This window comes from Dokdonella sp. (assembly GCF_039926425.1).
GTDB lineage: Bacteria > Pseudomonadota > Gammaproteobacteria > Xanthomonadales > Rhodanobacteraceae > Dokdonella_A.
Window position 1 is genome coordinate 1 of sequence record NZ_JBDSWZ010000061.1, and the last position, 21341, is coordinate 21341.

Consider the following 21341-nt stretch of genomic DNA (forward strand, 5'->3'; position numbering starts at 1 on the left):
GAACAGCGGTGCGACCCTCGCTTACCTGAGTCCCGGCATCACCTGGAACATCAGTCGGCGGTTTGCCGCGTTCGCGTTCGTGCAAGCCCCCGTCTACCAGCGCGTGAACGGCTTGCAGCTGGAGCCGCGTTATTCGGTGTCGGCGGGACTGCACTACATTTTCTGAAACGATGCGGGTCGACGGCGGGGGAAATGCCCTGTCGTCGACGTTCGTTCTGTCAATCGTTCGATTCCGCAGCTCCAGTCGACGTCCGACAGGATGATTGCGATACGGCACCACGGACGTCATTCCCCGCGACAGCGGGAATGGCTCGACAATCGATCGCCGCATGATGCGAGTGATCCCCCGCTCGCATCGGTTCCCTGACGCCCGCTTTGCGGCGACAATCGACGCGTCCTTCGTGCGGATCCCTTCCTTCGTGCCAGCGTTCGCCTACCAGGCTCTCGATGCGAACGGCAAAACCCTGCGCGGGGTTTTGCAGGGTGACACTGCGCGCGCGGTGCGTGGTGCTTTGCGCGAACGCGGCCTCAATCCGCTCAGCGTCGGTGAAGTCAACGAGGGTGGGTCGAAGAGCCGGAGCGTGTTCGCCCGCCGTACGCTGGGTGCGGCGCAACTCGCATTGCTGACGCGCCAGCTGGCCACGCTGATCGGTGCGGGACTTCCCATCGACGAGGCGCTCGGCGCGTTGTCCGAACAGGCCGAGAACGAACGTCAGCGCGGATTGACGGTGAGCCTTCGGGCGCGCGTGATGGAAGGCGCGAGCCTTGCGCAGGCGATGGCGGAATTTCCCGACAGCTTTCCAGACATCTTTCGGGCGACGGTCGCAGCGGGCGAACAATCCGGCCAGCTCGACCGTGTGCTCGAGAAGCTCGCCGACTATGCCGAAGCGCGCGATGCGCTGAGCCAGAAGATCCTCGCGGCGCTTGCGTATCCGCTGTTGTTGACGCTGGTTGCGGTCGCGGTCGTCACCGGGCTTCTCACCTGGGTCGTTCCGCAGATCGTCGGCGTCTTCCAGAACCTGCATCAGACACTGCCGCTCGCGACGCGCGCGCTGATTGCATTGTCGGCATTCCTGCGGTCGTGGGGCTGGTTGCTGCTGATTGCGCTGATCGCGCTGGCGACAATTGCACGCCTGTCCTTGCGCAACGAGTCGACGCGCTACCGCTGGCATGCGCTGTTGTTGCGCCTTCCTCTCGTCGGCCGTCTCGCGCGCGCGGCGAACACTGCACGCGCCACACGCACCCTGGCACTGCTGGCATCGAGTGCGGTCCCGCTACTCGACGCACTCGGCATCGCGGCGCAGGTCGTGCCGAACCTGCCGATGCGCGAAGCGCTCAAGCGCGCTGCGTTCAAGGTGCGGGAAGGCAGCGCGTTTTCGCGCGCACTCGGCGAGAGCGGCCAGTTTCCGCCCGTCGCGTTGCGCCTCATCGCCAGCGGTGAACGGTCGGGCCAGTTGCCGCGCATGCTCGACGAGGCCGCGGCGCAACAGCAGCGGGAGCTTGATCGCTGGATGACCGCGTTGACGGCGGTGCTCGGGCCGGCGGTGATCCTCGCCGTGGGGGCGATGGTGCTGTTCATCGTGCTGGCGATCCTGCTGCCGATCTTCAATCTCAACCAGATGGTCAAGTGAGCAGAACATCGGCGGTGGGAGATGGAGAATCCAAAAATCAGTCATCGGACCGGTTGCCTTCTCTTACAATTCGCGACTCCCCATTGTCCAGTCCCGGCCGTCGATGATCCGCTTCGACAACGTCAGCAAACGCTACCTCACCGGTCTCGATGCGCTCAGCGAAGTCACCTTCGACATCGCAGCGGGCGAGATGGTGTTCGTGACGGGACACTCGGGGGCGGGCAAAAGCACGCTGCTCAAGCTCATCAGCCTGGCGGAACGGCCGTCGCGCGGGCAGGTCGTGGTCAATCATGCGGATCTCGCACGCGTGCGGCGGCGTGGCGTGCCGCAAGTGCGTCGCGGGATCGGCATGGTGTTCCAGGACCATCGTCTGCTGACCGATCGCAGCGTCTTCGACAACGTCGCCTTGCCGTTGCTGATTGCGGGCAGTTCGCGCATCGAGACCGCAAAGCGCGTTCGCGCAGCGCTCGACAAGGTGGGTTTGCTCGCGCGTGAAAAGGCATCGCCGCTGACACTGTCCACCGGAGAGCAGCAGCGGGTCGGCATCGCGCGCGCGATCGTCGCCAAGCCTTCGTTGATCATTGCCGACGAGCCGACGGGCAATCTCGATCCACAATTGTCGGTCGAGATCATGGCTCTGTTCGCCGAGTTCGGCGCAGTGGGCACCACCGTGCTGATCGCCAGCCATGATCTGTTCCTGTTGAAGCGGATGAACAAGCGCGTGCTCGTGCTCGATCACGGGCGCCTCGTCGACGATTTCCGCCCGCAGGGAGTGCCGGCATGACGCGGCCGGCGCGCAACCAGCGCACGCCTGCGGTGGCGCCGAAGAAAGGCGCTGAAGCGCGCGCTCCGCGGGGTCCGCGCACGCCCGTCGCCGCGCGACTTTCCGCATGGCGCGATCAACACTTCTACAGCTTTTTCTCGAGCCTTGGCCGTTTGACGGCGCGGCCGTGGGCGACCGCGCTGACCGTGCTGGTGCTCGGTTTCGCGCTCGCTCTGCCGCTGTTGTTCTGGCTGGTATACGCAAACGCACGCGATCTTTCCGGCGGCTTGCGCGAGGCGCGCGAAGTGACCGTGTTTCTCAAGTCCTCGGCAGACGCGAAGGTGGGCGAGGTGCTTGCCGGGGAATTGCGCAAGCGTGCGGATGTCACCGACGTCGTGCTGCATACCCCCGAACAGGGGCTGGCCGAGTTTCGTCAGCTGTCGGGTTTCGGCGAGGCGCTCGACGCGTTGCAAAGCAACCCGTTGCCGACCGTGCTGGTGGTAACGCCGCGCGAGTCGCTCGAGGCGGACAATCCCGCGCTGGTTGCCGAGCTGAAGTCCGATCCGCGCGTCGACCTCGTGCAGTACGACGCCGAGTGGCGACGGAAGCTCTCGGGTATCCTCCATTTCACCGAACGGGTCGTCGCGGTGGTCGCGGCGTTGCTGGCATTCGCCACACTCTTGGTGATCGGCAACACGGTGAGAATGGACATTCAGGCGCGTTCGATGGAAATCTCGGTGATGCAGACGATCGGCGCGGGCAACGCATTCGTGCGACGCCCGTTCCTTTATGCGGGATTCTGGTACGGCCTGTTTGGCAGCCTGCTGGCGCTGCTGATCGTCGTCACGGTGGAGTTTGCGCTGGCCGATCCGATCGGCCGCCTGCTTGACAGCTATACGAACCGGTTCGAACTGCACGGCGTCGGGATCGCATCGATCCTGGTGGTGGTTGCAGCGAGCGGCCTGCTCGGGTGGATCGGTGCCTTTATCGTCACCACCCGCCATCTCGCCGCGGGTCGTCCCCGATGAGTCGTGAACTGTCGCTCACCCGGCATATCACGAGCGATCAGCCGCGCGTGCTCGTGGTCGACGGCTCGCGCGTGGTGCGCCAGTTGATCGAGCGCGTGTTGAAGAACGAATTGCCCAATGCAGTGGTGATCGGATGCAGCAACGGCACCGACGCGCTGGCGCAGCTCGCTGGTGGCGTGATCGACCTCATCACGACGTCGCTGCGCCTGCCGGACATGGACGGCGTCGACTTTGCGCGCGAGGTTCGCGAGGGGTCGGCGCAGGCGTATATCCCCATCGTGGTCGTGTCGGGCGATGTGCAGGAACGCCTGGTCGCGCGGACGCTGACGAGCCACGTCACCGACTATTTCGACAAGGCGCTCGGTTTCGATGCACTCGCGGTGTTCATCCGCGGCTACGTGCGCCCCACCGAGCAGATCGCCGGAGACGTGCTCTATGTCGAGGACAGCCGCGTGGTGGCGCTTGCGACCCGGCGCATGATGGAAAAATTCGGTTTCAGGGTGCACCACGTGGTGAGCGTCGAAGCGGCGCTCGAACAGCTCGAATCGGCGGTGATCGAGAACCGTGTTCCGGGAGCCGATCTCGTGCTGACCGACGTCAACCTGAAAGGAGAGCTCGGCGGCGGCGATCTGCTCGATCGCATCCGCAACCACTTCGATTACGCGAAGGGCGAGCTGCCGGTGCTGGTGATGACCGGTGACGACAATCCGGTCAACCAGGCGAAACTGCTGCGCGCCGGCGCGAATGATCTGGTGCACAAGCCGATCGAGGAGCGCCTGCTGATCACCAAACTGCAGTTCCAGCTGCGGGTTGCGCGTCGCCTGCGCGAGCAGGCGCAGGCCTGATCCGGGTTCGCCGGTGAGCGACGACCGGGTCAAGCTGGATCCCGCGTGGAAGGCGCGCGTCGGCAACGAGTTCGAGCGGCCCGGGATGCTCGCGCTGGCGGAATTCCTGCGGCACGAGAAGGCGGCCGGAAAGGTGATCCACCCGCCCGGATCGCGCATCTTCGCGGCACTCGACATGACGCCATTCGACCAGGTGAAGGTGGTCATCCTTGGTCAGGATCCTTATCACGGCCCGAACCAGGCGCATGGCCTGTGCTTCTCCGTGCTGCCCGGTGTGGCAGTGCCGCCCTCGCTCGACAATATCTACAAGGAGATCACGCGCGATCTCGGTCACGCACGCCCCGATCATGGCTGCCTCGTGCCGTGGGCCAGGCAGGGAGTGCTGCTGCTCAATTCGGTCCTGACGGTGGAGAGCGGGCACGCCGGATCGCACCAGCACAAAGGTTGGGAAGAGTTCACCGACGCCTGCATCGACGCGCTCAACCGCGAGCGCGAAAGCATCGTGTTCCTGCTGTGGGGCAGCTATGCGCAGGCGAAGGGCAAACTGATCGACACACGCCGCCATCGGGTCATGAAAGCGCCGCATCCGTCGCCCCTGTCGGCCTATCGGGGCTTTCTGGGTTGCGCGCATTTCTCGCGCGCGAATGAATATCTGCGGGAGCGCGGTCTACCGATGGTGGACTGGCGACTGCCCGCCCTCGCGCAGTTGCAAATCGCATGACGGCAATTGAAACAGACTGTCCCGAAACGCGCAACAGTGGCATTTCTGTCGACTATGTTCAATGAAAGCAGTGGGTTGGACTCACCTGAATCCAGCCCCAAGACAAATGCGCGGGCCTCCTTATTTGCAGTACCTGAGAGTACAATACCCGTCAGTTCAGTTATTCCCGGCGCAACAGGTCGGGAACCAACCGCGGATTTAGCACTCCTATTTAGGGACTGCTAAAGTATTCAACAAGCTATTGAGGAGTTCCCCATCATGAGTAATGCCCTGGTCGCCATTCCGTTCCCGGTGCCGAGCGCGTTGGGAAGTCTCGATGCCTACGTCAATGCGGTTCATCAGATTCCGATGCTGACGCAGGAAGAAGAGCAGGCGCTTGCGCGCAGCTACCTCGGCGAGAGCGATCTCGACGCGGCAAAACGGATGGTCATGGCGCACCTGCGTTTCGTCGTCCATGTCGCCCGCGGTTATTCCGGTTACGGACTGCAAGTGGGCGATCTGATCCAGGAAGGCAACATCGGCCTGATGAAGGCGGTGAAGCGTTTCGATCCGGATCATGGCGTCCGGCTGGTGTCGTTCGCCGTCCACTGGATCCGTGCCGAAATGCACGAGTTCATCCTGCGCAACTGGCGCATCGTCAAGGTTGCGACGACGAAGGCGCAGCGCAAGCTGTTCTTCAACCTGCGCAAGTCGAAGAAGCGCCTCGGCTGGATGAACAACGAGGAGGTCAACACCGTTGCGCGTGAACTCAACGTGCCGGCAGCGACGGTTCTGGAAATGGAAGCGCGTCTCAATGGTCGCGACGTCGCGTTCGATACGCCCACCGATGCCGACGAGGACGAGCGTCCGTCGCCGGCTGCGTTCCTCATCGACCACAACGCCGATCCCTACGGGATCGTCGAGACGGAATCGGAAGACGAGTCGAGTCTCGACACGTTGAAGCGCGGGCTGGTGAAGCTTGACGAGCGTTCGCGCGACATCATCCAGCGTCGCTGGCTGAAGGATGATTCGAAGGCGACGCTGCAGGAACTCGCCGACGAGTATGGCGTGTCAGCCGAGCGCATCCGCCAGATCGAAGCGAATGCGATGAAGAAGATGCGGGCGATGTTCGTCGCGTAAGCGACCCTCGCAACCTGCGTCAATCGAACGGCCCCTCGCGGGCCGTTCTGTTGTCTGGATGTTTCGTTCGGTCGGCTCGACAGCAGCTCAAGGCCTGGCCGGTGCGCGTGCATGGGAGCGAACCCCATCGGCGTGTTCGTTGCAGAGCGTCACACGCTGCGTCGGGACGCCGTGCGACGACGCGCCCGTCGCGTGCGTTGCATGCAGATGCGCGATCAGGAGTCGAAGCCGTCGACGAAGATCGAATCGCCCAGCTCCCATGCGCCGATGTCGATGGCCGGGCCAATGACCCGCGGCGCGCCATCCAGATCGATGGGTATGTCTGCGGCAAGTGCCGTCGTTCCGGCGTCGCGCACAGGCGAATCGCTTCGCGGGTGGAAATCGCCCGCACCCACGACCCTTGGATCCGCCTGAATCGTTCCCGGCCCAGCGATGAAATCGTTCGAACCATTGCCGAATACCAGGTTGGATTCGTTGGAGAATCCGACGGCGGCCGCTGCACCGATGACGACGCCTTGATTCGTATTGGCGGTCACGAGTGTGTTCGCCAGCACACCGCCAAGCGTCGCACCCGACGCAACGCTTGCGATGAAGCCCGTGTCGTTTCCGGCAAGCGTATTGCTCAGAACCGTGGCTTGCAGGTTGCCCGCGTTCGCCAGCAACGAAATCGCACCGGGCTGCGGTCCGGTGTAATCGATCGTTCCGGTCACGAGATTGTTGACGATTCGCGCAATCATCGTGCCGCTGCTGCCGTCCTGGCGGAGCAGAATTCCCCCGTTGTAGCCACTCGCCGTCACCCGGTTGTAGCGCAGATCGAATTCAGCAGTGCCGATGCCGTTGTGGAGCGTGATCGCGCTCAGCGTGCTCGCGGTTCCACCGTGCGTCACCGTGTTGGCCATGATCAGGCCGGTGGTGTGGCCGGGAAAATCGCCGATGCGGATTGCGGAAATGTCGTCCCCGGCGAGGAATCCCAGAGCAATCTCATTGTTGGAGATCACGAGGTCCACTGGCCCGGTCGGGCTGGAGCCAAACGTGGCCACGTTGATACCGCTGAGATTCGAGTCCAGACCATCGGCTTCCAGTTTGTTGTTGTGGATCTGCACGCTGAAGGCGCCGCTTCCTCCTTGATAGGCGCCGATGAATGCGCCGCGCACCGTCATGCCTTCGATCGTGACCGCAACGACGGCATCGCTACCGAATGCCTCGATCGCGTCCAGCGAGGGGGCGGTATCGAGCACCGGTGAAAACCCGGTTGCCGCCCGCAACGTCAGGCTCTTCTGAAAGATTTCGACCGATTCGGTGATGGGACCGTTGCTCGCCACCTCGACGATGTCGCCGGATGTTGCGGCAGCGATGCACGCTTGCAACGCAGCGTTGCACGGCGACGGGCCTGGCCAGGTCAGAACCGCCGCGGTGGTGGGCATCGCCGCCGCCATCGCAACGGTCGCTGCCAGCAGCCACAAGCGACGCAAGCGCGAATGCGTGGAACAGGTCATGGTGCAACTCCCGCAAGTCGGTCGAATTCAATAACGACCTTCTTCACAGGACTCGGACATCGTGCGCTCGGCGCGACGTGGCCGATTCAGCGATACCCGGCGGCCTGCAACTCGAACAACTCCGCATACCGTTTGCCCGATGCGAGCAGTTCCTCGTGTGTGCCCACTTCCTCGATGCGGCCGCCCTCGAGCACCAGGATGCGGTCGGCCATGCGCACGGTCGAAAAGCGGTGCGAGATCAGCACCGAGGTCTTGCCGGCGGACAATTCCTTGAATCGCTCGAACACCTGGAATTCCGAGCGTGCGTCGAGTGCTGCGGTCGGCTCGTCGAGGATCAGCACGTCGGCATCGCGCATGTAGGCACGCGCAATCGCGATCTTCTGCCATTCGCCGCCAGACAGATCGACGCCGTCGCGAAAGCGCTTGCCCATCGTCTGGTCATACCCCTGCGGCAGCTTGCGGATCACCGCATCGGCGAGGCTTTGCTCGGCGGCGCGCTCGATGCGCGCACGATCCTCACGCTCTTCGATACGGCCGACCGCGACGTTGGTCGCCGCAGTGAATGCGTAGCGCACGAAGTCCTGAAAGATCACGCCGACGTGCGAGCGGAGTTCGGCGAGGTCGTAGTCGCGCAGGTCGCGTCCGTCGAGCAGGATCCGGCCTTCGTCCGGCTCGTACAGTCGAGCGAGCAGTTTCACCAGAGTCGTCTTGCCGGCGCCGTTCTCGCCGACCAGCGCAAGCACCTCACCGGCGCGCAGCGTGAAGGTCAGTTCGCGCACTGCCCAGCGCTCGGCACCGGGATAGCGGAAGCCGACATTCTCGAATACGAAGCCTTCGCGAATCGGATGCGGAAATGGCAGCGCATTGGGCGGAGAGATGATTTCCGGTTGCGTGGCGAAGAACGAATACAGGTCATCGAGATAGAGCGCCTGGCCCGCGAGTTGCGAGAAACCGATCAACAGGTTTTCCAGGAGATTGCGAAGCCGACGGAAGGAGCCGGACAGGAACGTCAGGTCGCCGATCGTGAATTCGCCGCGCACCGTGCGCCAGGCGATCAATGCGTAAGCCACGTAGTAGCCGATCGTGCCGAGCGCTGCGAAGACGCTACCCCACAGCGCACGCCTCTTGGCGAGCGCACGATTCGCCGCGTAGAACCCCTGCGAGAGTTCACGGTATCGCTCGATCAGGAAGCCATTGAGGCCGAAGATCTTCACTTCCTTCGCGGTCTCGACGCTCGCGCCGGTCAGGCGCACGTAGTCCAGTACCCGCCGCTCGGGCGTCCACGCGTAATTGAGCGTGTAACTCTGCGCGTTGAAATGCGCTTCGCCGAGAAACGCGGGCACCAGCGCGAAGAACAGCAGCACCATGAGCCACGGCGCGTACGCGATCAGGCCGGCCGCGAAGGCGACAACCGTGACGATGTCCTGCGCCTGCCCGAACAGCTGGCTCATCAGCGCACTGCGTCCGATCGTCTGTCGCCGGGCGCGGTCGAGGCGGTCCTGCATCTCGCTGTCCTCGAAGTCCTCGAGGTCGAGCGTCGCTGCGTGCTCCATCAGGCGGATGCTGGTCGCGTTCGTGTATTTTTCCGACAGCAGCGAGTCGACCAGCGACACCACGCGGCCGAGCACGTCCGCCAGCACAGCAAGTGCAAATTCGGCACCGAGCAGCAGGCCGAGGGTGTCGAGGCGTCCGCCGGCAAGCGCATCGGCGAGAGAACCCGAGGCCACACCGCCGCGGACGAGCGCAACGACCTCGTCGATGATCAGCTTGCCGACCAGCAGCGTGAGCACGGGCAGCACCGCGCGCACGCTGCGAAGAAGCACATCGGCGATCAGCAGCGTCGGGCTGGTCGCCCACAATTCGCGCAGGAACGGCGGCAGGTTGCGCAGCGCGATGAAGCGCTCGCGCAGATTCTTCGGTGCCGTGCGTGCCGGTGGTGCTTCCCGCGGCCCGCCTCCCGACGAGGGCGGAGGCGCACCCGGCGCGGCGCGCCCTCCCATGCTGTACTGACGTGGCATGTGTGTCCTGCTTCAGATGCGAAAGTCGGGAGCATCGCACACGGCGGATGGATCGACGGTGTCCATGAGGGGTGCTTCGCGATGTCGGTTCAAAGGCAGGTCTGACGCGTTCGACGCGGAGCAAACCCCTCGCTCAGTAAAGATCAACCGGATCGACGTCGATCGACCAGCGCAACCGGCGCTCGCCCGGCAGGGCACGAACCGTATCGAGCCAGCCCGGCAGGAACGACTGCATCGCGGTGCGATCGCCGCACTCGATCAGTACCTGACCGCGGAATGCGCCCGCGCGACGAGGCATCGGGGCTGCAAGCGGGCCGTGCGCGACGATCGCCGGATCGCTCGCAGATTGCGTTGCCGCCGTGAGAAAGGCGGTGAGTGCCGCCTGTTCGGGAGCTTCCGCACGCAGCAGCGCGAATTGTGCGTACGGCGGCAAGCTTGCCGCGCGGCGATCCTTCAGCAACTGCGCGCTGAGCGCGCGGTAGCCGCCGTTGAGGAGCACCGACAGCAGCGGATGGGTCGGATCGTGCGTCTGCAACAACACACTGCCCGGACGTTCGGCGCGTCCGGCGCGCCCTGCAACTTGTACGACGAGTTGGCCGAGTCGTTCGCTCGCGCGGAAGTCGACGCTGTAAAGACCTTCGTCCACGCCGATCACCACGACCAGCGTGAGATGCGGAAGATCGTGTCCTTTGGCCAGCATCTGCGTGCCGACGAGGATTCGCGCGCCCGCGTCCGGCAACCGATCGAACAGTGCATCGCGCGCACGCCGTCCGCGCGTGGTGTCGCGGTCGACGCGCACGATCGGCACGTCGGGAAACTGCGCGCGCAACGCGTCCTCGATCCGTTCGGTGCCTTCACCGACCGGGTGCAGCGCCAAGCCTGCGCATGTGGGACAGGCACGCGGTACGCGCTGCTCGAATCCGCAATGGTGGCAGCGAAGCCGCGCTTCACGCCGATGCCAGGTCAGCGCGCGTTCGCAGTGCGGGCACTGCGCACTCCAGGCGCAGTCATGGCACATCAGTACTGGCGAATAGCCGCGGCGGTTGCGGAACACCAGAGCCTGTTCGCCACGCGCGATGCAGGCACCGATCGCTTCAAGCGTCGCGGCTGCGAATCCCTCCTGCAGACGCTGGCTGCGCAGGTCGACGACGCGAAGCGCGGGCGGCTGCGCCAGTCCGGCGCGCTGGGTGAGGCGCAGCAACCGGTAGCGATCGGCGGCGACGTTGGCCAGGCTTTCCAGCGACGGCGTCGCGGAACCCAGCACGATCGGCACGTCGAGCGCCTTGGCGCGCATCACTGCGAGGTCGCGCGCGTGATAGCGAAACCCTTCCTGTTGCTTGTAAGAGGCGTCGTGTTCCTCGTCGATGACGATCACGCCCGGTCGCGGCAGCGGCACGAAGATGGCCGACCGCGTGCCGAGCACCACTGACGCCTCGCCACGTGCGGCGGCCAGCCACGCCATCGAACGCTCGGTGTCGCCGAGCCCCGAATGCAACGCCGCGATTTCCACTCCCAGACGCTCGCGGAACCGGCGCAGCGCCTGCGGCGTCAACGCAATCTCCGGCACGAGCACCAGCGCCTGGCGGCCGCGCGCGAGGCAATCGCGGATGATGTCGAGATACACCTCGGTCTTGCCGCTGCCGGTGACGCCGTCGAGCAGGAACGGCGCAAACCCGCCTCCGGCGGAAATCACCGCATCGGCGGCGACGCGTTGTTCGTCGTTGAGCCGGGGCGCCGGAATCGTTTCGCGCCCGATGGCCGACGCGGCAATCCGGACGCGTTCCACCCAGCCATGGGCCAGGGCACCGCGCAATCCGGCGTTCGAGCCGAGCGCTTTGGCGAGCTCGACCGACGGCAGCGGTCCCGCAGCGAGCGCTTCGAGCACGGCGTCAATGCGTTTCGCGCGCCGCCGCGCCGCGTCGCGATGGGCCGCTTCGCCGAGGGGCGTGAGACGCAGCGCCGCGATGCCGGAGTCCGGCAGGTCGCGCGGCGAGCGCAGCGCGACCGGCAGCGCACCCTGCAGCACATCACCGAGCGGATGCTGGTAGTAGCGTGCCGCCCAACGCAGCGTCGTCATCAGTTCCGCGTTCAGCAAAGGCGTCTCGTCGAGCACACGAACGACCGCTTTCAGCCGGTCGTGATCGACCGTCGACGTCGCCGACTGCGACACCACGACGCCCACCACCTCGCGCTTGCCGAACGGCACGAGCACGCGACAGCCCGCAGCGACCTCGCCGTCGACGCGATAGTCGAACAGCGAATTCAGCGGAACGGGGAGGGCGACGCGAAGGATCGAGGTCATGATGGAAAGAGGCGCAAAAATCCGCGCGATTTCAAGTGTAGCCGGCCTCGCCACCCGGCGTGATTGTGGCTTGCACATCGTTTCTTACGAAACCATCAGGAACATCGGTTAACTGGCTGCCCGAAATGGAGTTTCTCGCTTATCCACAAGAGATGTGGATAAGTCTGTGGATGATCGTGCTCACGCGCTTGAAAAACGCCCGTCTCAATGGCGTGAAAGACAGGTTGGGCAATGTTTAATCAATCTGTAATATAGCTTATGTTTCAACAACATGGCCGCGCCTCTGTGGGCGTCGCCGGCGAAAATTCCGGTTCAGGCATTGGGCCGATCCCGACCTGTGGCGTCTGTGCACAACCGCTTGACACGGGGTGTCTGACCCGCTCCTCCAGTGCCAGCGCGGTTGTCGGGTCAACCGATGGCTTCGGCGTGCGTTATCCGTTGAGCGAAAGACCCTCGAAAGACGGATGCCGAATGCTTGTGCCTTCCTGTTCCATCAACGGACGCGACCGCATGCCAGCCGCGACCTCGACGTCGGTCGACGCATCGCACGCGATCGAGCGCTTTCTGCGCGAGATCGAGCGACGAGCGCTGCGCATGGCCGAGCTTGCGACCTCCAGTCGGGAAGAGGCGCTCGACCTGGTGCAGGACGCAATGTTCGGCTTCGTGCGCCACTATGGGGCACGCAGTCCGGGCGAATGGTCGCCGCTGTTCTGGCGGGTGCTCGACAGCCGCATCAATGATTGGCACCGCCGCCAGCGCGTGCGCGGTCGCTGGCTCGGCTGGTTCGAGCGCGGTGGCGATGATGAAGAGGATCTGATTGCCGCAGCACCCGATCCGCGCGAACCGGGTCCGTTGGCGCGGATGGCCGATGGCGAAGCGTCGAAAGCCCTTGAGCTTGCGTTGCGCGCGTTGCCGCTCCGCCAGCGCCAGGCGTTTCTGCTGCGCATGTGGGAAGGTCTCGATGTCGCCGCGACCGCGGCCGCGATGCGCTGCAGCGAAGGCAGCGTCAAGACGCATCTCTTCCGCGCGATGGCCAATCTGCGGACGTACCTGGAGGCGCACCGATGAAACCGCCGTCGAACGAACCGTGGGTCGACCGCGCCGTCGCGTTGCTCGACGAATCGGCAGAGGCGCTCGACGGCGCCACGCTGTCGCGGCTCAATCGCGCGCGCCAGGCGGCGCTTGCGCAGCGACCGTTCGCGCTGCACCGCTACCGCTGGACCGTGGGTGTCGGCCTCGCCGGTGCAGCGCTGGTCCTTGCGCTTGCATTCGAAATCGGTCATCACGGAGTGCCGTCCCCAGCGACCGATCTGTCTGCCGGAGCATCTGCCGATGCCGATGAGCTCAACGCCGACGACAACCCGGAGCTGTACGAGAACCTCGACTTCTACGCCTGGCTCGACGCGCGGCAGCAGGACGGCAATGGCTGACGAGAAGCGCCTGCGCATTGCACAGTGGCGGATTCGTTTCGCACGCGCAGCGGTGCGTGCGGCCTTCGCGCTCATGCTCCTGCACACACCGTTGCATGCGACGGCCGCCCAGTCCGTGTCTGTGGATGACTCCCGCGAAGTACCCGCGGCCGGCGCGGGCCACCCTTCAGCAATCGAGTGGGCAACCCTCGACCCCCACGAGCAGCAGGTGCTCGCACCGCTGCATGTTGCATGGGCAGGCTTGCCGCCTGCGCAGCAGCACCGACTCAAGCGCATCGCGCAACGCTGGCAGGATGCGCCACCCGCGCGCCGCGCGGCGATCGAACAGCGACTGTCGACATGGGCTGCGATGACGCCGGAACAACGCGCGTCTGCCGGTTCGCGCTTCCAGCAGTTCCGCAAGCTGACGCCGGAGCAGCAGCAGGACCTGCGTGATGCCTACCAGCGTTTCCACGGCATGCCACCCGAGCAGAGAAAGGCTCTGCGCCAGCAGTTCGAAACGCTGACGCCCGCCGAGCGCGCGGCTTTTGTGGACGGTTCGCAGTTCGCGGAACGGACCGATGCATGGCAGAGAATGCTGGCAGACGTGCCGGCGTCCGAGCGAGCCACGCTGCGTACGATGTGGTTTTCGCTCGACCCGCCTCAGCGACATGCGCTACGCCGCCACCTGCGTTCGTTGTCGGCGACCGACCGCGCTGACCTTCGCACACGCCTGATCGCGATGACGCAGCCAGAGCGCAACGCCTTCATTGCGCAGTTGCCGCTCGCGTCGTCCGACAGGCCCCCTGTCAGGTGAGCGTGAGGCTGAAGATCGCCGCTCCCGCGAGTCCGAATCCGAGGATCACCAGATAGCAGACGCCGATGATGCTGTATTTGAACGTGGTGAAGAACCAGCCTTGCCGGTAGACCTTCTTCTGCATCAGCAGCAGATAGATCGGCAGCCACGTCCAGATCGCTGCGCGTACGAGATCGAGCGGCGGCACCAGCGCCACGACACTGGTTCCGGCCCAGTCGATCATCCACTGCACGATCGCCAGCAGCAGCAACGACATGAAGATGAAGGCGTGGCTGTGCAGCGCCACCATCAGGTGCTCCATGTAGAGCCGCCGCTTGAACAGGTACATGATCTTCAGCAGCACCGCGAACAGCGGCATCAACACGAACAGGGTTTGCGGCAGCACCGAGAACAGCCGCGCGATGGCCTGGCCCGGATCCTTGCGGGCGGCTTTCAGATTGCCGGAGGCATGCTGCGCCATGTCGTTGAGCTTGGCGTTCGCAAACGCGGGCAGCCAGCCGATATGAATCGGGCTCGCCACCGGATCCCACGGCACGTCGTCGAACTGGAACAGCGTTGCCCCGTCGGTGGGATCGCGCGGCGGCGCCTGCCCCTTGGCGATCGCGTCCTGCTTTGCGGCGAGGTACTTGAGTCGTTTGTCGGCCGCCTTGCGAATGTCTGCCTCGGCACGATCGAACTGCTTCGTGGCGACGCTCGTGCCGGGCGTTGCGCGCGCCTTGGCGAGCCCGTCGAGGCCGGCCTGCATGCGCGTTTGCACGTCCTCCGCACTGTCTGCGCTGTCGACGTTGCCGGTGTTGCCGTCGCCGACCAGACGGATGTTCGAGCCGTCGAGATTGAGGTTGATCTGGATCGCGAAGAACGAAACGACGCACAACACGAAGAACAAGCGGAACGGCGTGACGTAGCGCGTGCGGCGGCCGGCGAAATATTCGAGCGTGAGAAAGCCGGGCCGGAAATACAGCGGCAGAATGCTGCGGAAAATGCGCGAGTCGACGTTGAAGATCGTGTCCGCAACGTCCGCCATCACGCTGGCGAGGTGGCGGATCATTCCCTTCTCGGGCTGCCCGCACGCGTAGCAGTAGGGTCCGTGCATCGGCGCGCCGCAGTTTGCGCACGCCTTCGGTGGTTTGGGCTCGCGCGCTGGCGGCACCGCCGCGGTGGGTACGGGATCGGTGCTCTCGCTGGACGTCTCGGGGGTCATTCGGTGGTCGCCACTCCGTGATGCGTGCCAGTCCTGATTCGTGACGGCCGACCCGTCGAGCCTAGCGGACTTCGGGGTCGCAGCGGGAACGAAGCGAATTCGCGCGTCGCCGATTCGTCTCCGCATGCGGCGAAGTCGGATAGTCTCTGCGCCCCTATGCCGACCATTTTACATCGCCGCTGGCCTCACCTCGTCGCGGAGCTGAGGGAGACGATGCGCCTCGCGCTTCCGCTGGTGTTCGGGCAGCTCTCGACCATCGGCATGAACGTGATCGACGTGCTGCTCGCGGGCCACATGGATGCACACACGCTCGCGGCGGTCGCGCTCGGCACCAGCGTGTGGGTGCTGGCGATCGTCACCGCAATCGGCGTGATGATGGCGTTGCCGCCGTCGGTCGCCCAGCTGGCCGGGAGTGGTCGACGTGAAGCGATCGGACCGTTGTTCCAACAGGCTTTGTGGCTGGCGCTCGGCCTCGGTCTCGCACTTGGTCTCGGCTTGCGCTTTGGCGGCGCACCTCTGGTCGCGCACCTCGGCATCGATCCGGTGCTGGTGCCGGATGTGACCGCATTCCTGCACGCAATCGCGTACGGCGCGCCGGCGCTCACGTTCAATTTCGCATTGCGCGGACTGGGCGAGGGATTCGGACTGACACGACCGACGCTGTATTTCAGTCTGGTCGGACTCGTGCTGCTCGGCCCGATCGGTTATGTCCTCATGTACGGCGCATTCGGCCTGCCCCGTCTCGGTGCGCAGGGCAGCGGGATCGCAACGGCGCTGGTGATGTGGATCCAGGTGATCGCGTTCGCGATCTACGTGGCGCGCCGCCGGCATTACCGCGAGTTGGCGTTGTTCGCGCATCTTCATCCGCCGAACGCGCACGTGCTCGGAGAATTGCTGCGCATCGGAGTGCCGATGGGCATTACCGTGCTGGCCGAAGCCGGCTTGTTCGTTGCGGTGGCGCTTGCGATCGGCACGCTTGGCACCGACGTCGTCGCTGGCCACCAGGTGGCCATCAACGTGTCCTCGGTCGCGTTCATGGTTCCGCTCGGACTTGCGATGGCGACCACGGTGCGTGTCGGCCACGCGGTCGGTCGGGGCGATGCGCACGGCATTCGCGACGCCGGCATCGTCGGCATCGGACTCACCGTGTGTGCGCAGGTCGTTTCGTCCGGCCTGATGCTGGGGCTGCCGCGGCAAATCGCCAGCCTCTACACCGACGATGCGGTGGTGATCGCGTTTGCGGCGCAGTTGCTGGTGCTCGCCGGAATCTTCCAGCTGTCCGATGGCATCCAGGTTGCGGCCAACGGTGCATTGCGAGGATTGAAAGACACGCGTGTGCCGATGGTCATCACCCTGTTCGCCTACTGGGGGATCGGCATGCCGGTCGGCTGGTGGCTGGCATTCCCGCAGGGATTGGGCGCGCGCGGCATGTGGATCGGCCTGATTGCCGGCCTCACCGTCGCGGCGGTGCTGCTGTCACGGCGCTTCTGGAAACTTGCGCGCATCCCTGCGCTGGCGTGACTGAAAAGTCATGCCCGCGCTGCGCCCGATCGGGTAGGCTGGAAGGCAGTACCGCGCGCCGCGTTGGCGTCGCGTCCTGCCTATGCGGACGACCCTCGCGGGCGTCCAGGAGATTCCAATGTCCAGCCAATCGCCCGGCGTGATCCGCCGCTTCTTCCGCGGTCTGTGGAACACGCTCGACTTCACCCGCCGGCTGGTCGTCAACCTGGTTTTCCTCGTGCTGGTCGTGCTGTTCATCGTGGCGCTGTCCGGTTCGCGTCCGGTGCTCTCGGACCGCACTGCGCTCGTGCTCGATCCAAAAGGCGCGGTCGTCGAGCAGTTCAGCACGGATCCGGTGCAGCGGGCTCTCGGCAACGTCGCTGGCAACGAAACGAAGGAAGTCCAGCTGCGTGATCTTCTGCGCGTCATCGACGCCGCCGCGAAGGACGCGAACATCGAACGCATCGTGCTCGTTCCCGACGACATGGGCAGCGTCGGACTCGCGACCGCGCGCGACATCGGCGCGGCGCTCGACCGCTTCAAGAGCACCGGCAAGGAAGTGATCGCGGTGTCCGGCGGCATGGATCAGAACCGCTATCTGGTTGCCGCGCACGCCAACCGCATCCTGCTCGATCCGGACGGTTCGGTGATGCTCGAAGGCTTCGCCAATTACCGCAGCTATTACAAGGATGCGCTCGACAAGCTCGGCGTGCAGGTGCACCTGATCAAGGTCGGCACGTTCAAGTCGGCAGCCGAACCCTACATCCTCAACCAGGCGTCGGATGCGTCGAAGGAGGCCGACAGCTTCTGGATGGGCGGGCTGTGGCAGGAATATCTCGGCGAGATCGCAACGTTGCGCAAGATCGATGCGGCCGCGATCAGCGAAGACATCGCCCACTACGACGAACGCGTCGCCGCCCATGCGGGTGATCTGGCACAACTCGCCCTCGACCAGAAACTGGTCGACCAGCTCGCCACGCGCGCTGAAGTGCGTGCGCAGCTGCGATCGCTCGGCGCAGCCGATGGCACCGACGGATTCCGGCAGGTCGACTTCAAACGTTACCTCTCGAGCCTCGCGGTGGATGCGCTTCCACAGCGCGGGTCCGACGTTGCGGTCATCGTGGCGCAAGGCGAGATCGTCGGTGGCGAACAGCCGCCCGGCACGATCGGCGGCCGCTCGACCGCGCAGCTGATCCGCGCCGCGCGCGAGGACGACTCGGTCAAGGCGATCGTGCTGCGCGTGGATTCGCCCGGAGGCGACGCGAACGCGTCCGAACTCATCCGGCGCGAGTTGGCCCAGGTGCGCGAGGCGAAGAAGCCGGTGGTGATCTCGATGGGCGACGTCGCTGCGAGCGGCGGCTACTGGATCGCGATGGACAGCGACGAGATCTGGGCACAGCCGAATACGATCACCGGCTCGATCGGCATCTTCGCGTTGTTCGTGACGATTCCGGACACGCTCGACAAGCTCGGCATCCACACCGACGGCATCGGCACCACGCCGCTCGCTGGATCGCTCGACATCCGCCGGCCGCTATCGCCGCAGCTCGAGTCGGTCCTCAACAGCGTGATCCGACGCGGCTACAACGAATTCATCGGCAAGGTCGCGAAGGCGCGCGGCAAGACGCCCGAACAGATCGATGCGATCGCGCAGGGCCGCGTGTGGAGCGGCGCGCAGGCAAAGGAACGCGGCCTCGTCGACAAGCTTGGAGGCCTGGATGAAGCGATCGCCGCCGCCGCAGCGCGCGCGAAGTTGGGATCGCAGTACAGCGTTCGCTACGTCGAGCCCGAAATGAGCACGTGGGAACGGCTCGCACTCGGTTTCGGCAACAGCAATGCGCTGATCGGGCTTGCCCGCTACAGCGGTTTTCGTCTACCGGCGGGCGTGTTCGATCACCAGGAAATTCTACGGGTCTCGGGATTCGTCGAATCGCTCGCGGGAAAACGCTACGGCACGTTCGCGCACTGCTTCTGCGACCTGCGCTGAACAGGAGGACTCCCTCGGCAAAGAAACCGTGCGTGGTTCAGGCGCCCTGGTCCCTCATCGCCTGGTCGCGCTTTTCCTTGTCTTCCTGCAGCTGCTTCTCGACCGCCTTTGCCTTGTCCAGCGCTTTGAGCTGGTCGTCGAACACGGTTTTCTGGCGCGCTGCCGTTGGCTGCGTGGCCGGAGGCGCCTCCGCGGTTGGTTTGTCGCTGCACGCGGCCAGCGCACACAGGCCGAAGGCCAGCAGGATGAAACGAATCATGGTGCACTCCGTCGGTCGGGACTTCGATTAAAGTTTGCGCCGCGGATTCGTTCCGGACAAGCAGGAGGAAGAACGCATGACGATTCCGTCACGCTGGCGGCTCGATGGGCGCGCCGCGCTGGTGACTGGCGCAAGCAAGGGCATCGGACTCGCGTGCGCAAGGGAGCTGGCGCTGCTCGGTGCCGACCTGCTGCTCGTTGCGCGCGACGACATCACGCTTGAAAAAACCCGGCTCGACCTGATCGAGGAGTTTCCCGGGTGCGAGGTGTTCGTCTGCGCGGCGGATGTCGCCGACCGCGAGCAACGCCTCGAAGTCTTCGACTGGATTGCCGACCTCGACGTCGAGCTGTCTCTGCTGGTCAACAACGTCGGCGCGAATGTTTCGCGACCGGCACTCGATTACGCGCTCGACGAAGTGCGCATGCTGGTCGAGACGAACGTGCTCGCTGCGTTCGAGATGTGCCGCCTCGCGCATCCGGATCTCGCCGAGCACGGCAATGCGGCGATCGTCAACGTCGGTTCGGTGTCGGGCCTGACCCACGTTCGCACAGGTGCGCCGTATGGATTGACCAAGGCCGCGCTGCACCAGCTTACGCGCAACCTCGCATGCGAGTGGGCCGATGACGGGATCCGCGTCAACGCGGTGGCGCCTTGGTACATCCGCACGCAACGCACCGAAGGCCCGCTTGCCGACGTCGACTACCTCGACGAAGTGCTGGAGCGCACGCCGATGGGCCGCATTGGCGAACCGGAGGAAGTCGCGTCGGCCGTCGCGTTCCTGTGCCTGCCGGCGGCAAGCTACATCACCGGTGAATGCATCGCGGTGGATGGCGGGTTTTTGCGCTACGGTTTTTGATCCGCAGGGTCGTAACGACGTCGGGATGACGACGGCAAGAGCGAAAGATTCATGGATCAAGCTGTTGCTGCGGCCTGTGCTGGCGCACGGAGCGGCTCCATCCAAAGCTGTGGCATCGACAGCCGAAAACGGCGAGTCATGTGACCTGATCGGAGCTAGCATGCTCCCATGCAGTCACCGATCACGACCTCGAACCTCGACCACCGCGTGTGCGAACGCGCGCGCCTGACGCGCGATCCGCGGTTCGACGGATTGTTCTTCACTGCAGTCACGTCGACCGGTATCTATTGCAGACCGGTATGCCCCGCGCCATCGCCGAAGCCGCATAACATCCGCTACTACGACAGCGCGGCCGCTGCGGCAGCGGCGGGGTTCCGGCCGTGCCTGCGCTGCAGGCCGGAAGCGGCGCCAGGTTCGCCGCTGCATCGCACGAAGAGCGAGCTGGTCGCGGGTGCGCTGCGGTTGATCGAACAGGGCGCGCTGGACGACGGCTCGCTGCCGCAGTTGGCAGCGCGCGTCGGTGTCGGCGAACGCCATTTGCGGCGTGTCTTCGCGGAGGAACTCGGCGCGAGCCCGCTGGATGTCGCGTCGACGCGTCGTTTGCTGTTCGCCAAGCAGCTGCTCGCTGAAACCCCATTGCCGATGACGTCGATCGCGCAGGCCGCGGGCTATGCGAGCCTGCGCCGGTTCAACGCCGCGTTCCGCGAATCGTATGGCAAGCCGCCGCGCGAGATCCGTCGCGGACGTGCGCTGACGATGCAGACGGACGATGCCGATGAACTGGTGCTGCGGCTTGCGTACCGGGCCCCATACGACTTCGCGCATCTGCTGGAATTTTATGCGCGTCGCACGATTCCCGGAGTCGAAGCGGTCGATGGCGACACCTATCGGCGCAGCATCGTGATCGACGGCGTTCCAGGCTGGTTTGCGGTGTCGTCGATGCGCGGCGATTCGGCTCTTTCGCTGCGCGTGCACCACCCGGCCATCGGCGCGCTCGGCGCGATCGCGACGCGCGTGAAGCGCATGTTCGACGTCGACGCGGATCCGCGAGCGATCGCTGCCGCGTTCCGACGGAGTACGCTGCTGAAGCCGTTGATCCGCCGATGGCCCGGGCAGCGTCTGCCCGGCGCGTGGGACGGCTTCGAGATTGCGGTGCGTGCGATCCTCGGGCAACAGGTGAGCGTCGCGGCTGCTCGCACGCTGGCAGCGCGCGTGGCGTCGACGTACGGAACGCCGTTCGACACCGGTGCGGAGATCGGACTCACCTCGTTGTTCCCGACAGCGCAGGCGCTGGTCGACGCGCCGCTCGAAGAGCAGGGAATCATCCGCTCACGCGCAGCGTCGATCCGCGCGCTCGCCAGCGCCGTACTCGACGGGCGGGTCGGGTTT

18 protein-coding genes are annotated in these 21341 nt (G+C 65.0%); 13 read left to right on the forward strand and 5 right to left on the reverse strand.

Annotated elements, in window-relative coordinates; genetic code table 11:
* Positions 1 to 419: 419 nt before the first annotated feature.
* The 6 genes from gspF (at position 420) to rpoH (ending at position 6107) form a co-directional block, all read left to right on the forward strand.
* Positions 420 to 1631, forward strand: a complete 1212-nt coding sequence (gspF, locus tag ABIV12_RS03620; protein ID WP_348056323.1) for a type II secretion system inner membrane protein GspF — start codon at positions 420 to 422, stop codon at positions 1629 to 1631.
* A 103-nt stretch (positions 1632 to 1734) separates the two neighbouring features.
* A complete protein-coding gene (gene ftsE / locus ABIV12_RS03625; protein ID WP_348056326.1) occupies positions 1735 to 2415 on the forward strand; it encodes a cell division ATP-binding protein FtsE in 681 nt (226 codons plus the stop codon).
* Positions 2412 to 3422 carry a permease-like cell division protein FtsX gene (ftsX, locus tag ABIV12_RS03630; RefSeq protein ID WP_348056328.1) on the forward strand — a complete coding sequence of 337 codons (1011 nt, stop codon included), beginning with the start codon at positions 2412 to 2414 and terminating at the stop codon, positions 3420 to 3422. The genes ftsE and ftsX overlap by 4 nt, the downstream gene beginning before the upstream one ends.
* Positions 3419 to 4267 carry a response regulator gene (locus ABIV12_RS03635; protein WP_348056330.1) on the forward strand — a complete coding sequence of 283 codons (849 nt, stop codon included), beginning with the start codon at positions 3419 to 3421 and terminating at the stop codon, positions 4265 to 4267. The genes ftsX and ABIV12_RS03635 overlap by 4 nt, the downstream gene beginning before the upstream one ends.
* A gap of 13 nt (positions 4268 to 4280) precedes the next feature.
* Positions 4281 to 4988, forward strand: a complete 708-nt coding sequence (gene ung / locus ABIV12_RS03640) for a uracil-DNA glycosylase (RefSeq protein WP_348056332.1) — start codon at positions 4281 to 4283, stop codon at positions 4986 to 4988.
* Positions 4989 to 5246: 258 nt separating this feature from the next.
* Entirely contained in the window at positions 5247 to 6107 is an 861-nt protein-coding gene (rpoH, locus tag ABIV12_RS03645; RefSeq protein WP_348056334.1) for an RNA polymerase sigma factor RpoH, read from the forward strand.
* A gap of 215 nt (positions 6108 to 6322) precedes the next feature.
* Here the strand turns inward: rpoH and ABIV12_RS03650 are convergent, their stop codons facing one another.
* The 3 genes from ABIV12_RS03650 to ABIV12_RS03660 form a co-directional block, all read right to left on the reverse strand.
* Positions 6323 to 7603, reverse strand: coding sequence for a choice-of-anchor Q domain-containing protein (locus tag ABIV12_RS03650; RefSeq protein WP_348056336.1), 1281 nt, complete (start codon positions 7601 to 7603; stop codon positions 6323 to 6325).
* Between the two features lie 86 nt (positions 7604 to 7689).
* The gene (locus ABIV12_RS03655; protein ID WP_348056358.1) at positions 7690 to 9603 is read right to left on the reverse strand and encodes an ABC transporter ATP-binding protein; all 1914 of its coding nucleotides are present in this window, start codon (positions 9601 to 9603) and stop codon (positions 7690 to 7692) included.
* 151 nt (positions 9604 to 9754) lie between these two features.
* Complete coding sequence (locus ABIV12_RS03660) at positions 9755 to 11923, reverse strand: primosomal protein N' (RefSeq protein WP_348056338.1); 2169 nt, start codon at positions 11921 to 11923, stop codon at positions 9755 to 9757.
* Between the two features lie 510 nt (positions 11924 to 12433).
* Here ABIV12_RS03660 and ABIV12_RS03665 point away from each other — a divergent pair.
* From ABIV12_RS03665 to ABIV12_RS03675, 3 genes are read left to right on the forward strand one after another with little or no spacing between them, the layout of a single operon-like run.
* Positions 12434 to 12991 carry an RNA polymerase sigma factor gene (locus ABIV12_RS03665; RefSeq protein WP_348056340.1) on the forward strand — a complete coding sequence of 186 codons (558 nt, stop codon included), beginning with the start codon at positions 12434 to 12436 and terminating at the stop codon, positions 12989 to 12991.
* A complete protein-coding gene (locus ABIV12_RS03670) occupies positions 12988 to 13353 on the forward strand; it encodes a hypothetical protein (protein WP_348056342.1) in 366 nt (121 codons plus the stop codon). Before ABIV12_RS03665 ends, ABIV12_RS03670 begins: the two co-directional genes overlap by 4 nt.
* Positions 13346 to 14149, forward strand: a complete 804-nt coding sequence (locus ABIV12_RS03675) for a DUF3106 domain-containing protein (RefSeq protein WP_348056344.1) — start codon at positions 13346 to 13348, stop codon at positions 14147 to 14149. Before ABIV12_RS03670 ends, ABIV12_RS03675 begins: the two co-directional genes overlap by 8 nt.
* Here the strand turns inward: ABIV12_RS03675 and ABIV12_RS03680 are convergent.
* Positions 14142 to 15350, reverse strand: a complete 1209-nt coding sequence (locus ABIV12_RS03680; RefSeq protein ID WP_348056346.1) for a DUF3667 domain-containing protein — start codon at positions 15348 to 15350, stop codon at positions 14142 to 14144. The genes ABIV12_RS03675 and ABIV12_RS03680 overlap by 8 nt on opposite strands.
* A gap of 156 nt (positions 15351 to 15506) precedes the next feature.
* Here ABIV12_RS03680 and ABIV12_RS03685 point away from each other — a divergent pair, with 156 nt between their 5' ends.
* Both ABIV12_RS03685 and sppA read left to right on the forward strand, forming a co-directional pair.
* Entirely contained in the window at positions 15507 to 16871 is a 1365-nt protein-coding gene (locus ABIV12_RS03685) for an MATE family efflux transporter (RefSeq protein WP_348056348.1), read from the forward strand.
* A gap of 118 nt (positions 16872 to 16989) precedes the next feature.
* Positions 16990 to 18837 (forward strand): signal peptide peptidase SppA, encoded by a 1848-nt coding sequence (gene sppA, locus ABIV12_RS03690; protein WP_348056350.1) that lies wholly within the window; start codon positions 16990 to 16992, stop codon positions 18835 to 18837.
* Between the two features lie 37 nt (positions 18838 to 18874).
* Here the strand turns inward: sppA and ABIV12_RS03695 are convergent, their stop codons facing one another.
* Positions 18875 to 19096, reverse strand: a complete 222-nt coding sequence (locus ABIV12_RS03695) for a hypothetical protein (protein WP_348056352.1) — start codon at positions 19094 to 19096, stop codon at positions 18875 to 18877.
* A gap of 76 nt (positions 19097 to 19172) precedes the next feature.
* On the opposite strand from ABIV12_RS03695, the gene ABIV12_RS03700 reads away from it, so the two are divergent.
* Both ABIV12_RS03700 and ABIV12_RS03705 read left to right on the forward strand, forming a co-directional pair.
* Complete coding sequence (locus tag ABIV12_RS03700) at positions 19173 to 19952, forward strand: SDR family oxidoreductase (protein ID WP_348056354.1); 780 nt, start codon at positions 19173 to 19175, stop codon at positions 19950 to 19952.
* A 168-nt stretch (positions 19953 to 20120) separates the two neighbouring features.
* The coding region (locus tag ABIV12_RS03705) for an AlkA N-terminal domain-containing protein (RefSeq protein WP_348056356.1) at positions 20121 to 21341 on the forward strand (1221 nt) is incomplete at its 3' end.

Excerpts from the sequence above, each read along its gene's own strand:
- ftsE (WP_348056326.1), top strand. The coding sequence starts at position 1,735 with ATGATCCGCTTCGACAACGTCAGCAAACGCTACCTCACCGGTCTCGAT.
- ftsX (WP_348056328.1), top strand. The coding sequence starts at position 2,412 with ATGACGCGGCCGGCGCGCAACCAGCGCACGCCTGCGGTGGCGCCGAAG.
- ABIV12_RS03635 (WP_348056330.1), top strand. The coding sequence starts at position 3,419 with ATGAGTCGTGAACTGTCGCTCACCCGGCATATCACGAGCGATCAGCCG.
- rpoH (WP_348056334.1), top strand. The coding sequence starts at position 5,247 with ATGAGTAATGCCCTGGTCGCCATTCCGTTCCCGGTGCCGAGCGCGTTG.
- ABIV12_RS03650 (WP_348056336.1), bottom strand. The coding sequence starts at position 7,603 with ATGACCTGTTCCACGCATTCGCGCTTGCGTCGCTTGTGGCTGCTGGCA.
- ABIV12_RS03655 (WP_348056358.1), bottom strand. The coding sequence starts at position 9,603 with ATGGGAGGGCGCGCCGCGCCGGGTGCGCCTCCGCCCTCGTCGGGAGGC.
- ABIV12_RS03660 (WP_348056338.1), bottom strand. The coding sequence starts at position 11,923 with ATGACCTCGATCCTTCGCGTCGCCCTCCCCGTTCCGCTGAATTCGCTG.
- ABIV12_RS03665 (WP_348056340.1), top strand. The coding sequence starts at position 12,434 with ATGCCAGCCGCGACCTCGACGTCGGTCGACGCATCGCACGCGATCGAG.
- ABIV12_RS03670 (WP_348056342.1), top strand. The coding sequence starts at position 12,988 with ATGAAACCGCCGTCGAACGAACCGTGGGTCGACCGCGCCGTCGCGTTG.
- ABIV12_RS03675 (WP_348056344.1), top strand. The coding sequence starts at position 13,346 with ATGGCTGACGAGAAGCGCCTGCGCATTGCACAGTGGCGGATTCGTTTC.
- ABIV12_RS03680 (WP_348056346.1), bottom strand. The coding sequence starts at position 15,350 with ATGACCCCCGAGACGTCCAGCGAGAGCACCGATCCCGTACCCACCGCG.
- ABIV12_RS03685 (WP_348056348.1), top strand. The coding sequence starts at position 15,507 with ATGCCGACCATTTTACATCGCCGCTGGCCTCACCTCGTCGCGGAGCTG.
- sppA (WP_348056350.1), top strand. The coding sequence starts at position 16,990 with ATGTCCAGCCAATCGCCCGGCGTGATCCGCCGCTTCTTCCGCGGTCTG.
- ABIV12_RS03695 (WP_348056352.1), bottom strand. The coding sequence starts at position 19,096 with ATGATTCGTTTCATCCTGCTGGCCTTCGGCCTGTGTGCGCTGGCCGCG.
- ABIV12_RS03700 (WP_348056354.1), top strand. The coding sequence starts at position 19,173 with ATGACGATTCCGTCACGCTGGCGGCTCGATGGGCGCGCCGCGCTGGTG.